We start from the raw sequence: 13,575 nt of genomic DNA, 5'->3' as shown, positions 1-13,575 counted from the left end.
GCCACACAATCACCACAGGGCACTTGGAAGCAGGCAGCAATAGGCGCGAAAAGCGAGGCAGCGACTACGGCACCCGGCGATGCAGAAGGCCCCCGACCTGTGGATTCACAGATCAGGGGCCTTCCGACGCCAACGGGCGGACAAGTCGGCCTGTACGCCGAGCAAAAGCCGACCAGAGTCGATAACACCGTCGTCTGAACGCCTCCGGCGCGAGACGATCAAGCAGGAGCCCACCGAGCGCAGCCCCCCTCGGCAGACAGAATCTCAGCACCCCTGGCTACAACCGCCGGCGCGTCAGTCGATCTTCCACGCCTGGAGTTGCTTGGCGATCTCGGGGACCTCCAACTCGCCCATGGCGACGGCGTTCACGAACACCTCGGCGTCATCGACCGGAGCGCCCAACTGGACGCCGTTGAGCCGCAGCATCATCCGCATGGCAATCCATGCCGTGCGCTTGTTGCCGTCCACCAACACGCGGTTACGCGCCAGGGAGTGCAGCAGCGCGGCAGCCTTCTCAAAGAGCGTGGGGTACGCCTCGACACCGAACACGTCAGTCTTCGGACGCTCGACCGACGATTGCAGAAGGCCGAAGTCCCGCACGGTGTGCCGCGAGCCGGTGATCCGCTCGACGATCACCAGGAGTTCAGGCAGATCGAGGTAGATCACGCAAGGCGCTCCAACAGCTCCGCGTCCTCCGTCATGACCTGGTCGAGGATGTCCGCGAACACCTCGGTTCGACGCGTGAGGAAGACATGGATCGCCTCGGTGGCCAACTCCTGCTTACTGCGACCCTCCGCCTTGGCGCGCTCAGCCAACAGCCGGTCGTCCGCCTCGGGGAGTCTCAGTGTCATAGCCATGAGGAGATGGTATCACCCTGGTATCAAACCCGGGGGCATGTCGCGGAGGCGGCCCTGTTGGCCCGCTGAGCGGGCATGCGGCCGCGCCAGCTGCGGCTGCGGCTGCGGCTGAGCGGCTCAGGAGTCGCGGACGGTGATCGTCGGTCGGATCAGGACCTGCAGGCGGGGGTGTGGCCAACTGCATCGTCGCGGGCAACTGCAGGTCTGCGATCAGCGGAAAAGCTGGATGACGACGCGCAGATCCCCGCGGTCGTGGATTCCAGGCGCATAGCAGTCACCACCGGTCAGCCTGGTGCGAGATCCGCGGCTCCAGCAGCCCGCGCACGCTTTCTAGCACCCAGTGCTCGTGCTCCGGGTCCTGGGAGACGTGAACGATAAGGATCACCTTGACGGCATCGCGAACCGGGCGGGCTCGCTCACGGTCGGCATCCGACAGGGCGTCCCAGAGGCGCACCACTACGTTCTCGGCGAAGTGGACGGCATCCTCCGCAGCTACCAGGGTCAGCGCCTTCGGTTCCTGACCTTTCCGGTGCAGGCCAAGCCGCTCCGGCGACTCGATGGTCATCGCTTCACCTCTCCCCTCGTCTGGTCTTCACGGTACGGGGGGTCAGGGCCATTTCGCCTAGAAAAACGCTGCCCGGCAAGAGCAACCGTCCGGGCCCCACGGGCAGCATCCCGGCGGGGGCGCCCAGCGTTTTAGCGACGGCACGACACCTCCGCTCGGCCTGGGATCTCGCGAGCCGTTCTCGCAGCACGGGCAGCCGCAGTCTGCCCCGGCCCTTCGTCGCTCAAGCGCCGACTCCGGTGATGGCCGCAGGCCAGCGAGCATGGATCAAGATCAATCCGTGGGACTTTTCTGGGACTTTCAGCGCTGTCCGAGGGACATTCGAGGGACTTTCGGCCGCATAACACGGCAAGCTCCCGAAAGACCGGAAAGGGGCCTCCGACGCAGGTCAGAGGCCCCTTTCCGAGGCAAAGCCGCAGCTAGGGGCGGACGAGTCGGCCTGTACGCCGGGTTCTGTCTCCCGGGGTGCTCGCGCGGCCCGGGGAGGCGGTCATCCATCTAGGGCTGCCGTTGCCGACAGCCTCGTGCGGTCTACCCGCGAGCTCGGGCGAGCAGCCCTCGAACACCCGCGCACGGTGCCCGAGGGCACCGATCTTGACCTTGCTCCAGGTGGGGTTTACCGAGCCGGCCGGGTCACCCCGGTCGCTGGTGGTCTCTTACACCACCGTTTCACCCTTACCGGTGGCCGAGGCCGCCGGCGGTCTGTTTTCTGTGGCACTGTCCCGCGGGTCACCCCGGGTGGGCGTTACCCACCACCCTGCTCTGTGGAGCCCGGACGTTCCTCGGCGGGTCTTGAGGACCCGTCGCGACCGCCCGGCCGGCTCGTCCGCCGTACTGGTCATCGTAGCCGGTCGGCGCCGCTCTCCCGGCCATCGGGGGCGGCCGCGGGCGGCGCGTCCAGGCGCGCGGCGACCAGCTCGGCGGTGGCGCGGGCCCAGGCGGTGGTGGTCAGCAGGCCGATCAGGGTGACGGCCACGCCCAGCCCGGCGATGATCCACCAGCCGGCGTGGCTGGCCTGGGCGAAGCCGGTGGCGAGCGGGCCGACCACGGCGGTGGTGACCACGGTGCCGATCACCGCGACGCCCAGCGACTGGCCGACCTGGCGGCTGGTCGAGGCCACCGCGGCGGCGACCCCGGCCTGGGCGCGCGGCATGCCGCTGACGGCCGCGTTGGTGATCGGCGCGTTCACCAGACCGAAGCCGAGGCCGAACAGGCTGTAGGCGGTGAGCAGCAGGGCGGGTGAGGAGGTGGCGGTCAGCCCGGTCAGCAGCAGACCGCTGGCCGCGAGCGCGGGGCCGGCCACCAGTAGCGGCAGCCGAGGGCCGCGGGCGCCGACGATCCGTCCCGAGATCGGCGCGCAGACCAGGGTGAACGCGGCGATCGGCAGCGTCCACAGGCCGGCCTCGACCGGCGAGTAGTGGCGCACGTCCTGCAGGTAGAGCGTGTTGAGGAAGAGGAACCCGCCGAGCGCGGCGAAAGCGCAGACCGCGATCAGGGTGGCCCCCGAGAAGGGCGCGCTGCGGAAGAAGCGCAGGTCGAGCAGCGGCTCGCGGTGGCGGCTCTCCCAGAGCGGGAACGCGGTCATTGCGGCCAGCGCCGCCACCAGCAGCGCCAGGATCAGGGGCGAGGTGAAGCCGTGGCTCGGGCCCTCGATGATCACGGCGGTGCCCGCGCCGAGCGCGACGACGGCGAGCACCTGGCCGACCGGGTCGAGGCGGCGCGGCCTGGGCGCCCGGGACTCGGGCACGTAGCGGGCCGCCAGCGCGATCGCCAGCAGGCCGATCGGGATGTTGATCAGGAAGATCGAGGGCCAGCCGTAGCTGTCCACCAGCAGGCCGCCGACCAGCGGGCCGAGCGCCATGCTGATGCCGACCACGCCGCCCCAGACACCGATCGCCCGGGCCCGTTCACGCGGTTCGGTGAAGACGTTGGTGATGATCGACATCGCGACCGGGTTGAGCATCGACCCGCCGACCGCCTGCACGGCGCGGAAGGTGACCAGCCAGCCCAGGCTCGGCGCGATGCTGCAGAGCAGCGAGCCGAGCACGAAGATCAGCAGGCCCAGTTGGAAGATCCGGCGGCGCCCGACCCGGTCGGCGACCGACCCGGAGAGGATCAGCAGCGAGGCGAGCACCAGCGTGTAGGAGTCGATCACCCACTGCAGCCCGGACGGCGAGGCGTGCAGGTCCCGCTGGATGGACGGCAGCGCCACGTTGACGATGGTGTTGTCCAGCCCGACGATCAGCAGACTCAGGCAGCAGATCGCCAGGATCAGCAGACGGCGGCCCCTGGTGAGGGCGGTCGGGTCGATCACTCCCTCATCCTACGCATTCGTAGGATGAATCACCTCGCAGTAGGCCTTGAGGCCGGCGGCCTCCATCGCCAGGTACCGCCGGGCCAGCCGGCCCAGCAGCAGCGCGGCCGGCCCGGCCAGCGGTCCGTGCTGCCGCAGCTCCAGGGTGACCCAGGTGCTCTCCGCACCCTCGGCGCGACCTGACTCGACGCCCTCGGCCCGACCCGCCCGCAGGTGGTGGCCCGCCACCGTGCGCACGCCCGGCGCATGGGACTGCCAGACGAACGAGCGCCCCGGCTCGAAGGCCGTCACCCGCCAGACGGCGCCGGGCAGCCGGGGCTGCTTGACCCAGGCCTCGGAGCCGAGCCCGAACGGCTTGCCCTGCTCCCGCCGCCTGATCAGCTCCACCGAGGCCGTCCACTTGCGCCAGCCCTGGACGTCCGCCAGCACCGCCCAGACCGCCTCGGCCGGGGCGAGGATCTCGACCTGCTCACTCCACTGCGCCATCGGGCACCCCCTGTGGCCCATGGTAGGGAGTGGGGCGCGGGACAGGTAGATTGCTCGGGTCGCAGCTCGTTTCAACAAATCGTGAGGGGAAAGCCGCGCATGCCGTTCCTGGTCCTGCTGCCGCCGTCCGAGGGCAAGGCCGAGACGCCCGACGGCCCGCCGCTCGCGCTCGACGCGCTCTCGCTGCCCGCGCTCACCGCCGCCCGCGCCCGGGTGCTGGACGCGCTGGTCGAGCTCTGCGAAGGCGACCAGGACACCGCCGCCGAGGTGCTCGGACTGAGCAAGGGCCTGCGTGGCGAGATCGCCCGCGACGCCGCCCTGCGCACCGCGGGCACCCTGCCGGCCGGCGAGCTCTACACCGGCGTGCTCTACGACGCGCTCGGGCTCGGCAAGCTGGACGAGGCCGCCCACGCGCGGGCCGAGCGCTCGCTGCTGGTCTTCTCCGGCCTCTGGGGCGCGGTCCGGATCGGCGACCGGATCCCGGCCTACCGCTGCTCGGGGGGCGTGAAGCTGCCGCCGATGGGCGCGCTCGGGGCCTACTGGCGCCGGGAGTTGGCCGAGGTGCTGCCGGCCGAGGCGGACACCCTGGTGCTCGACCTGCGCAGCGCGGCGTACGCGGCCTCCTGGAAGCCGGCCGGGGAGGTCGCCGCCCGCACCGCCACCGTGCGGGTGCTGCAGGAGAAGGACGGCAAGCGCTCGGTGGTGAGCCACTTCAACAAGGCCACCAAGGGGCGCCTGGTGCGCGACCTGCTGAACTCGGGTGCCGAGCCGGGCAGCCCGGGCGAGCTGCTGGAGGTGCTGCGCGGGCTCGGCTACCTGGTCGAGGTCGCGGCCCGGGGCACGGACCGCAAGCCCTGGCAGCTGGACGTCGTGGTCACCGAGATCCACTGAGCCGCCAGTGCGACTGACGGAACGTCAGTCTCACTGGCGGGCCACAGTGGTGGCCCTTCAGCGCAGGTGGCCGGTGTCGTTGAGCAGCCGCAGCGAGGCGTTGCCGTCGCTGTAGTACTGCACCGCGCAGAGCGAGGCCGCGGCCAGCTCCATCCGGTAGACCGCGTCCGGTGGTGCCCCGAGGGCCAGCCGGACCAGGGTCTTGATCGGGCTGACGTGCGAGACCACCAGGACCGTCTTGCCCGCGTACCGGGCCAGGATCTTGTCCCGGGCCACCCCGACCCGCTGGGTCAGCAAGGCGAAGCTCTCGCTGCTGCCGGTCGGCCTGGCCTTGGTGGAGGCGAGCCAGGCGGCCAGGTCCTCGGGGTGGCGCTCCTGCGCCTCGGCGAACGTCAGGCCCTCCCAGGCGCCGAAGTCCAGCTCGCGCAGGCCCTCCTCGATCCGCACCGGCAGGCCCAGTTGCCGCGCCACCTCCTCGGCGGTCTGCCGGGTGCGCAGCATCGGTGAGCTGACCACGGCCTGCACGGAGCCGCGCGCGGCCAGCGCCTCGGCTGCCCGCTCGGCCTGCCAGCGGCCCTTCTCGGAGAGCTCCGGGTCGCTGCCCGTGCTGCCGGAGAACCGCTTCTGCGGGGTGAGCGCGGTCTCGCCGTGCCGCAGCAGCACGAAGGTGGTCGGGGTGCCCAGGTCGGCGGCCGCGGCCCAGCCGGCCTTGGGCGCGGCGGGCTCGGCGAGCGGCTCGGCGGCCGGCTCCGCGAGCGGCTCCACGGCGGCGGGCTCGGGGCCGGCGAGCCCAGCGGCGGCCGGGCGGGCCTTGGGTTCCCACTGCCGCCCGGCTTTGCCCGCGTCCATCGCCTCGTTGGCCAGCCGGTCGGCGTCCTTGTTCCGCTCGCGCGGGATCCAGGCGTAGCTGACCTGCCCGCGCGGGAAGACGGCGCGGGCCTCGGCGGCCAGCGGCTGCATGTCGGGGTGCTTGATCTTCCAGCGCCCCGACATCTGTTCGACCACCAGCTTGGAGTCCATCCGGACGTCCACCGCCGCCGTCGGGTCGATCGAGTGAGCCGCCCGCAGGCCGGCGATCAGGCCCTTGTACTCGGCCACGTTGTTGGTCGCCCGGCCGATGTACTCGGCTGCCTCGGCGATGATCCGGCCGGTCTCACCGTCGCGGACCACCGCGCCGTAGCCGGCCGGGCCCGGGTTGCCCCGGGAGCCGCCGTCGGCCTCGACGACGAACCTGCGGGCGGGCACGGTCAGATGCCCGAATCGGCGGTGCGGACCAGGATCCGGCCGCAGTTGTCGCAGCGGACCACGGCGTCCTTGGGCTCGGCCTTGATCGAGTTCAGGTCGGAGACCGCGAACTCGACCCGGCAGCCCTCGCAGCGGCGCTGGAAGAGGCGGGCCGCGCCCACCCCGCCCTGCTGCTCGCGCAGCCGGGTGTAGACCTTGAGCAGGTCGGCCGGGATCACCTGGGCCACGGCCTCGCGGTCGCGGGTCACCTTGGCGGCCTCGGTGTCGATCTCGGCGAAGCTCGCGTCGCGGCGGCCCACGGCCTCGGCGAGCACGACCTCGGAGTGCTCCAGGCGGGCCGTCAGCTCGGTGATCCGGGTCTGCGCGGCCTCCGAACGCTCCATCACCTCGAGGACCACGTCCTCCAGGTCGGCCTGGCGCTTGGCCAGCGAGCCGATCTCGTGCTGCAGGTTCTCCAGGTCCTTGGCGGAGCCGACCGCGCCGGAGTCCATCCGCTGCTGGTTGCGGGCGGCCCTGGCACGGACCTGCTCGACGTCCTGCTCGGCCTTGGTCAGCTCGCGGGCGGTGTCGCCCTGCTGGGCCTGGGCGGCGATCACCAGGTCCTTGAGGGCGGTGTGGTCGGCGGTGGCCTTGTCGATCTCCGCGTGCTCGGGCAGGGTGCGGCGCCGGTGGGCCAGCTGGTCGAGCTTGGAGTCGATGGCCTGCAGGTCGAGGAGGCGGATCTGGTCGGCGGGCGCGGCGTTCAAGCGGGGGGCTCCTGTGATGACGAGGTCGAGCGGGTGGAAGGTTCGGGGGCCCTAGTGGGCTGACGGTGCGTCGTACGGCGTCGGCGCGTGAGCCGTCCAGGGGTCGGTGACCAGGGCGGAGACCCTGGTGGCCAACTCCCAGCCGTGCGCGGCGGCCACCGCTTCGAGTTGGCGGGCGGCGAGGCCCAGCCAGGGCCACTCGGTGGCCCAGTGCGCGGCGTCCACCAGGGCCGGTCCTGGCCCGCCCGGGCCGCCGGCCGCCTCGGTGGCCTCCGAGGCCGGGTGGTGGCGGAGGTCGGCGGTGACGTAGGCGTCCACACCCGCCGCCCGGACCTCGGCGAAGAAGCTGTCGCCGGAGCCGCCGGAGACCGCGACCCGGTGGATCGGGCGGTCCGGATCACCGGAGACCCGCACGCCGGTGGCGGTCGCCGGCAGGGCCGCGGCCACTCGGGCGGCGAAGGCGGAGAGCGGCAGCGGCTCGGGCAGCTCGCAGATCCGGCCGGTGCCCCGGCGGCCCGCCGGGTCGCTCGCGTCCGGCACCAGCGGGCCCAGGACGGTCAGACCGATCGCCCCGGCCAGCGCGTCCGAGACGCCCGGGTCGGCCTGGTCGGCGTTGGTGTGCGCGACGTGCAGCGCGATCCCGGCGCGAATCAGGGTGTGCGCCGCGCGCCCCTTGAAGGAGGTCGCGGCCACGCTGGTGGTGCCGCGCAGGTAGAGGGGATGGTGGGTGACCAGCAGGTCGGCGCCCCAGGCCACCGCCTCCTCGACCACCGCCTGCACGGGGTCGACGGCGAACAGCACCCGTCGCACCTCGTCGGCCGGATCGCCGCAGACCAGGCCGACGGCATCCCAGGACTCCGCCCACCGCGGCGGGTAGAGCTCATCGAGCGCGTTGATGACGTCGGACAGTTTCGGCACCCGTTGAGACTACCGCGCGCCGGGGCGCGGCCGGGGCCGCGGGCCATGCCGCGGTCCCGTGCGAGCGGTCGTGCCGTGCCGTGCCAGCGGTCCGGGAGGCGGACGTCAACCGGCGCGGACGGGCGCTCTGGAGCTCGGCATGCGGGCGACGGAGCCGGGTGGACCGCCACGGCGCGACGTCGGCCCGGCGGCGCCTTGGCAGAGCGGGGCGGCGGTCCGCGGGCGAAAGCACATCCTGATCACCCGTACGAGTGAAGTGACTCCGGACGCGTTGAGCACCACCGGCCCCGAAAGTAACTTCTCTGGAGCGGACGGGAGTTGCCGTCCCAGGGGATCGCCGGCAGCCGAACGGAACAGAAGGGGGTGGGCGCGGATGGGGGTGGGCATACCGCTGCGACCGGCCGGGGGGACGGCGTCGGTGGACCGGACGTGGCGGACCGGAGCACCCGCGGACGACACGCTGGTGGAGGTGGCCCGGGCGGCCGTGGCCGGCGCCGGGGCGCCGCAGGGGAGGGTCGTCGGCGGCTGGGGGGCCGCCTTCGACAGCTTCTGGTGCACGGTGCGGCCGCCCGCGGTGCTCGACCGCCCCGAACTGGTGCCCGAGCAGGGCTGGAAGATCCACGTCAGCGCGGCGAGCACGGTGGCCGCCGAGGTGCTCTCGGCGGTGGCCGGGGTGCTCGCCGAGGACCCGTGCGTCTTCAAGTTCGCCGCCGACCGGCAACGGCTGCACGAGCTCAACTCGCGCGGCAGCGACCGCGGGTCGGCCGGCAAGTTCATCACCGTCTACCCGCTGGACGAGGCGCAGTTCGAGCGGCTGGTCCAGGAGCTGCACCGGGCCACCGAGGGCCTGCCGGGCCCGGTGGTGCTCTCCGACCGACCGCTGGCGCCGGACAGCCGGGTGCACTACCGCTACGGCGTGATCGCGCGGCGGGCCGAACTGGGCAACGACGGCGCCTACCGCTCGCTGCTGCACGGCCCGGACGGGCGGCGGGTGGAGGACGTGCGCGGGGCGAGCTACCGGCGCCCGGCCTGGGTGGTCGACCCCGTCGAGGGGAGGGGGCCGACCGCCGGACGCACACCACCGGGCCGCACGGCAGCGAGCCGCGCGGCAGCGAGCGGTGGCGCGGGTGGCGCCGGCAGCGGCGGGGCCGCGAGCGGCAAGGGAGGAGCGGTGCTGATCGGGGGGCGCTACCTGCTGACGGCCGCGGTGCGGCACAGCAGCAAGGGCGGAGTGTTCCTGGGCACCGACACCCAGGGCGGCGGCAATGTGGTGGTCAAGCAGGCCAGGGCGTACATCGAGGTGGACCGGGCCGGCACCGACGCGCGCGCCGCGCTGCGCCAGGAGGCGCGACTGCTCGGCGAGCTGGCCGAACTCGGCCTCACCGCTCGGCCGCTGGAGCTGATCGAGCAGGCCGACTCGGTGCTGCTGGTGCAGGAGTACATCCCGGGCCAGCCACTGGGCAGCTGGGTGGCGGCCAGATTGACCGGCGACGGCGCCCCGGACGTGCCCTGGGAGCAGGCCGCACCGATGGCGCTCGCGCTGGTCGACCTGCTGGAGCGGGTGCACGCGGCCGGGCTGGTGCTGCGCGACCTGTCCCCCGGCAATGTGCTGGTGCTGCCCGAGGCAGGCCCCGGGCAGCGGGCCGGCAGCATCCCGCTGCGCCTGGTCGACCTCGAACTCGCCTGCCCGGTGGGCACGGTGGCCGGCGCGGCGGGGACCCCCGGCTACCGGGCACCGGAGCAGGAGAGCGGCTCGCTGCGGGCCGACCCGACAGCCGACCTGTTCGCCCTCGGCGGGCTGCTCTTCCTGCTCGCCACCGGCCACGACCCGCTGCTGCCGACCGATCTGCCCCGGGCCCGCCCGGTGCCCGAGCGGCTCGGCCGCTGGCTGGCACTGGCCGCCCGCGAGGGGGGCACGGCCAGACGGCTGGCGGCGGCGGTGCTGGGGCTGCGGGCGCAGGAGGCGGGCGAACGGTGGTCGCTGGCCCAGGTCCGCGCGGCGCTGACCGATGCGGAAGCGACCGTTCCCGCAACCACAGCCGCCGACTCCGCCACGGCCGCTTCCGCAACTACCCTCCCCGTCCTGGACGGTGTGCTCGACCGGGTGCTGCTGGACGGCCTGCGGCAGCTGGCCGCGACCGCAACCCCACTGCGCCCCGACCGGCTCTGGCCCGTGGTGCCGGCCGGGCAGCGCACCGACCCGTGCAACGTCCAGCACGGCGCGGCCGGGGTCCTGGCGGTGCTGGCCCGCGCCCTGGCCGCGTCCGGCCTGCTCAGCGGATCGGCGCTCAGCGAGGTCGAACTGACGGTTCGTCAAGCCGCGAGATGGATCGAACGGCGGTGCGCGGCCGAGCCGGTGGTGCTGCCCGGCCTGCACTTCGGCCGCGCCGGGGCGTCCTGGGCGCTGCTGGAGGCCGCGGAGGCGCTCGACGACGGGGCGCTGGCCGAGCGGGCGCGCCGGCTGGCCGGGCCGATCCCCGCGCACTGGCCCAACCCCGACGTCTGCCACGGCGCGTCCGGGGCCGGCTTCCTGCGGCTGCGGCTGGGCGAGCCCGAAGCGGCGCTGGCCACCGCCCGCGCACTGCTCGCCACCGCCGTGACCGCGCCGTACGGGACGATCTGGCCGGTGCCCGAGGACTTCGACTCCAACCTGGCCGGGATCACCCACCTCGGGTACGGGCACGGCGTGGCCGGGGTCGGTGCCTTCCTGCTCGCCGTCCACCGGGCCACCGGTGACGCCGCGTCGCTGGCCGGGGCCGAGCGCGCCGCCCGCACCCTGGCCGCCACCGTACGGCGGCAGGGCGCGGCGGGCTGGTGGCCGCAGAGCGCCGGCGACCCGCCCGGCGTACGGCTGGCGCACTGGTGCAGCGGGGCCTCGGGGGTCGGGAGCTTCCTGGTGCGGCTCTGGCAGGTCAACGGCGATCCGGCGGTGCGCGAGCTGGCGGTGGCGGCGGGGGCGGCGGTGCTGGACAACCGCTGGCACAGCGGCACCAGCGCCTGCCACGGCCTGGCCGGGGACGGCGAATACCTGCTGGACCTCGCCGCTGCCACCGGCGAGCGGCGCTGGCACGAGGGCGCGCGGGAGCTGGCCCAGCTGATCACCGCCAGGGCGGCGCTGCGGGACGGCCTGCTGGTGCTGCCCGACGAGACCGGCACCGGCTGCGCGGCCGCCTACGGGACGGGCACGGCCGGCCCGCTCGGCTTCCTGCTGCGGCTGCGGCACGGCGGCCCGCGGCTCTGGGTGGACCCGGAGTCGGGCGTCCTGCCGGGCGGCGGGGGCGGCGGCGGGCCGCACACCGAAGGCGGCACGGCAAGCGCCGCCGACAGTGCCACGGACAGCGCCACGGACAGCGCCCCCGAAAGCAGCACCGCAGTCGGCAACCAGGCCGACGGCCAAGCCGGCCCCCGGGCCCGCCCGAGCCCGGAGCCGGCGCCATGAGCGCGGCCCTGCGCACCGCCGCGCCGGCCCTGCGGCGGCTGAGCTTCACCTTCGCCGCCGACGGCTCGCACGCCGCCTGCCTGGCCGCCGGCGCGGACCGCGGCTGGTACGCGGAGAGCTGGCGGCTGACACCTGGCGGCCCCGTGCTGCCCCGGCCGCTGCGGCCGGCGGGCGGCCGCTCGGAGAGCCTGCGCTCGCAGCTGGTCTCGCTGCCGGACGGCCGGGTGCTGGTCTGCCGACACGCCGGTGAGCGGCACGACCTGGTGCTGCTCACCGGCGGCGCGCAGTGGGCCGACCCGGCCCCGGGGATCGGCGGTCCGGCCGAGGAGCGGGCGCTGGCCACCCTGTGGATGCCGGGGCTGCGGCTGCTGCCGCTGCCGCTGCCGGCCGGCGGCCCCGGCGACGGACCGGGCGCGCGAGCGCCGGGTGACGAGGCACCGGTGGCCGTGGCGCTCGGCACGCAGACCCTGCCGCCGCCGGTCGGCGGGGGCACTCCCGCGCTGACCACCGCCTGGCTGGTGTACGCCGACGGCCGGGCGCCGTGCCAGGTCGCCGAGCTCCCCGGGCTGCACGGTGGCGGGGTCTGGCTGGACCGGGCGGGCCGGCTGCTCGCGCTGGACCGAGTGCGCGCCGGGGTGGTCAAGACCGTCGCACTCGACCTGCGGCTGGGCACCGTCACCCCGCTGCTGGAGATCGCCGAGCAGAGCAACGACCGCCTGCTGCTCGTCGACCCCGACACCGGGTTCCTGCTGCTGCGCAGCGACGCGCCGGGCGAGGACCGGCTGGGCTGGGGGGTGCTCGGCGGCGCGCAGCCCGTCCGGTTCCCGGACTGCCTGCACACACCGGGGCGCTTCCTGCGGCCGGTGGCGGTGGCGCCGGGGTCGGGGGCGGGGGCGGGGGCGGGGGCGGCCGCGGCGAGCCGGGTGGTGGTGCAGGTCGACCACGGCGCGTCCTCGGCGCTGGCCCGCTGGGTTCCCGCCGAGGGGCGGTTGGAGCCGCTGGCGGTGCCACCGGGGCGGTTCGGGGCGATCGGCCACTGGTCGGCGGCCGGCGGGCTGCGGATGCCGTACTCGGCGCCGGACCACCCGGCCGCGCTGGCCACGCTCGACGTCGACCTGCTGACGGTGCCTCCGCGCCCGGCCGCCCCGCCCGGGCCGGCGCGCCAGGCCCCACCCGGGTCAGCCCACCGGACCCCGCCCGGTCACGACACGGCAGCGCAGGCCCCGCCCGGTTGGCGGCTGGACGGCAGTGCCGCGCCGAGCGGGGGCGGCCGCTGGCACGGCGCGCACAGCACGCTGCTGGCCGGACCGGCCGGGCCGATCGAGGCCGTGGTCTACGGCGGCGCGGCCTGGTCGACCGCCCCGCACCTGGTCCTCGCCCTGCACGGCGGCCCGGCCGACGCCTGGCGGCTGGAGTTCGACCCGACCCTGCAGCGGATGGCCGCCGAGGGCCTGGCGGTGCTCGCGCCCAACCAGCGCGGCAGTACCGGCTACGGCGTGGCGCACGCCATGGCGATCCGCGGCGCCTGGGGCGGGCCCGACCTGGCCGACGTCCTCGCGCTGCTCGCCGGCCTGGCGGACCGGCGCGCCGCCCTGGGCCTGGGGCCGCCCGCGCTCTTCGGGGTCAGCTACGGCGCCTTCCTGGCCCTGCTGGCCACCGCCCACGCCCCCGCCGGCCAGGTCGCGCGCTGCGCGGTGGTCGCCCCGTTCCTGTCCGGCGCCCGGCTGCTGGCCGAGGCGGCGCCGGCGGTCCGGGCGCTGACCACCCGGCTCGGCGGCGGCGAGCCGATCGACGACGCGTACGGCCCGCGCGACGTGCTGCGCCTGGCGCACCGCCTGACGGCCGCGCCGCTGCTCGTCGTGCACGGCGACCGCGACGAGGTGGTCCCGGTCGGCCAGTCCCGTTCGCTGCGGCACGAGTTGCTGCGGATCGGCCGGGTCGAGGGCGGAGACTTCCGCTACCTGGAGGCGGCCGGTGCCGGGCACGAGGTGCTCGCCGAGGAGGGCGCCGCCGTGCTGCACGAACTGCTGGCGGGGTTCCTGCGCGGCTAGGCCGTCCTCCCTCACCCCGGCGCGCCCACCCGACGCGCCCGACGCAACCAGGGCGGCCCCGGC

The 13,575-nt window shown here is 74.7% G+C and carries 11 protein-coding genes and 1 other RNA gene; 3 read left to right on the top strand and 9 right to left on the bottom strand.

Features of this window, described 5'->3' with window-relative positions; translation table 11 throughout:
- Window positions 1–294 precede the first annotated feature (294 nt).
- The 6 genes from OG455_RS28610 to OG455_RS28585 all read right to left on the bottom strand — a co-directional run bounded on the left by OG455_RS28610 (window position 295) and on the right by OG455_RS28585 (window position 4,222).
- Window positions 295–666 carry a type II toxin-antitoxin system death-on-curing family toxin gene (locus OG455_RS28610; protein WP_266298554.1) on the bottom strand — a complete coding sequence of 124 codons (372 nt, stop codon included), beginning with the start codon at window positions 664–666 and terminating at the stop codon, window positions 295–297.
- Window positions 663–857, bottom strand: a complete 195-nt coding sequence (locus tag OG455_RS28605; protein ID WP_266298553.1) for a hypothetical protein — start codon at window positions 855–857, stop codon at window positions 663–665. Before OG455_RS28605 ends, OG455_RS28610 begins: the two co-directional genes overlap by 4 nt.
- Before the next feature lie 274 nt (window positions 858–1,131).
- Window positions 1,132–1,422, bottom strand: coding sequence for a hypothetical protein (locus OG455_RS28600; protein WP_266298551.1), 291 nt, complete (start codon window positions 1,420–1,422; stop codon window positions 1,132–1,134).
- Between the two features lie 426 nt (window positions 1,423–1,848).
- An RNA gene (gene rnpB / locus OG455_RS28595) (RNase P RNA component class A) lies at window positions 1,849–2,247 on the bottom strand.
- A gap of 13 nt (window positions 2,248–2,260) precedes the next feature.
- Window positions 2,261–3,736, bottom strand: coding sequence for a DHA2 family efflux MFS transporter permease subunit (locus tag OG455_RS28590; RefSeq protein ID WP_266298549.1), 1,476 nt, complete (start codon window positions 3,734–3,736; stop codon window positions 2,261–2,263).
- A gap of 9 nt (window positions 3,737–3,745) precedes the next feature.
- Entirely contained in the window at window positions 3,746–4,222 is a 477-nt protein-coding gene (locus tag OG455_RS28585; RefSeq protein WP_266298547.1) for an SRPBCC family protein, read from the bottom strand.
- A 99-nt stretch (window positions 4,223–4,321) separates the two neighbouring features.
- Here OG455_RS28585 and yaaA point away from each other — a divergent pair, with 99 nt between their 5' ends.
- On the top strand, window positions 4,322–5,113 hold the full coding sequence (gene yaaA, locus OG455_RS28580) for a peroxide stress protein YaaA (protein WP_266298545.1): 792 nt from the start codon (window positions 4,322–4,324) through the stop codon (window positions 5,111–5,113).
- A 57-nt stretch (window positions 5,114–5,170) separates the two neighbouring features.
- Here the strand turns inward: yaaA and OG455_RS28575 are convergent, their stop codons facing one another.
- Genes OG455_RS28575 through OG455_RS28565 form a run of 3 tightly spaced genes read right to left on the bottom strand, consistent with a single transcriptional unit; the run spans window position 5,171 to window position 8,022 of the window.
- On the bottom strand, window positions 5,171–6,358 hold the full coding sequence (locus OG455_RS28575; RefSeq protein ID WP_266298543.1) for a bifunctional RNase H/acid phosphatase: 1,188 nt from the start codon (window positions 6,356–6,358) through the stop codon (window positions 5,171–5,173).
- A gap of 2 nt (window positions 6,359–6,360) precedes the next feature.
- Window positions 6,361–7,104 (bottom strand): zinc ribbon domain-containing protein, encoded by a 744-nt coding sequence (locus tag OG455_RS28570; protein ID WP_266298541.1) that lies wholly within the window; start codon window positions 7,102–7,104, stop codon window positions 6,361–6,363.
- 51 nt (window positions 7,105–7,155) lie between these two features.
- The gene (locus OG455_RS28565) at window positions 7,156–8,022 is read right to left on the bottom strand and encodes a Nif3-like dinuclear metal center hexameric protein (RefSeq protein ID WP_266298539.1); all 867 of its coding nucleotides are present in this window, start codon (window positions 8,020–8,022) and stop codon (window positions 7,156–7,158) included.
- Window positions 8,023–8,440: 418 nt separating this feature from the next.
- Here OG455_RS28565 and lanL point away from each other — a divergent pair, with 418 nt between their 5' ends.
- Both lanL and OG455_RS28555 read left to right on the top strand, forming a co-directional pair.
- Window positions 8,441–11,461 carry a class IV lanthionine synthetase LanL gene (gene lanL, locus OG455_RS28560; protein WP_266298537.1) on the top strand — a complete coding sequence of 1,007 codons (3,021 nt, stop codon included), beginning with the start codon at window positions 8,441–8,443 and terminating at the stop codon, window positions 11,459–11,461.
- Window positions 11,458–13,512, top strand: coding sequence for a S9 family peptidase (locus OG455_RS28555; protein WP_266298535.1), 2,055 nt, complete (start codon window positions 11,458–11,460; stop codon window positions 13,510–13,512). The genes lanL and OG455_RS28555 overlap by 4 nt, the downstream gene beginning before the upstream one ends.
- Window positions 13,513–13,575 lie beyond the last annotated feature (63 nt).

Origin of the sequence: Kitasatospora sp. NBC_01287 (assembly GCF_026340565.1) — a bacterium.
Classification (GTDB): domain Bacteria; phylum Actinomycetota; class Actinomycetes; order Streptomycetales; family Streptomycetaceae; genus Kitasatospora.
Note: the sequence above shows the minus strand (reverse complement) of the source record. Positions and strands in the feature narration are given on the sequence as shown.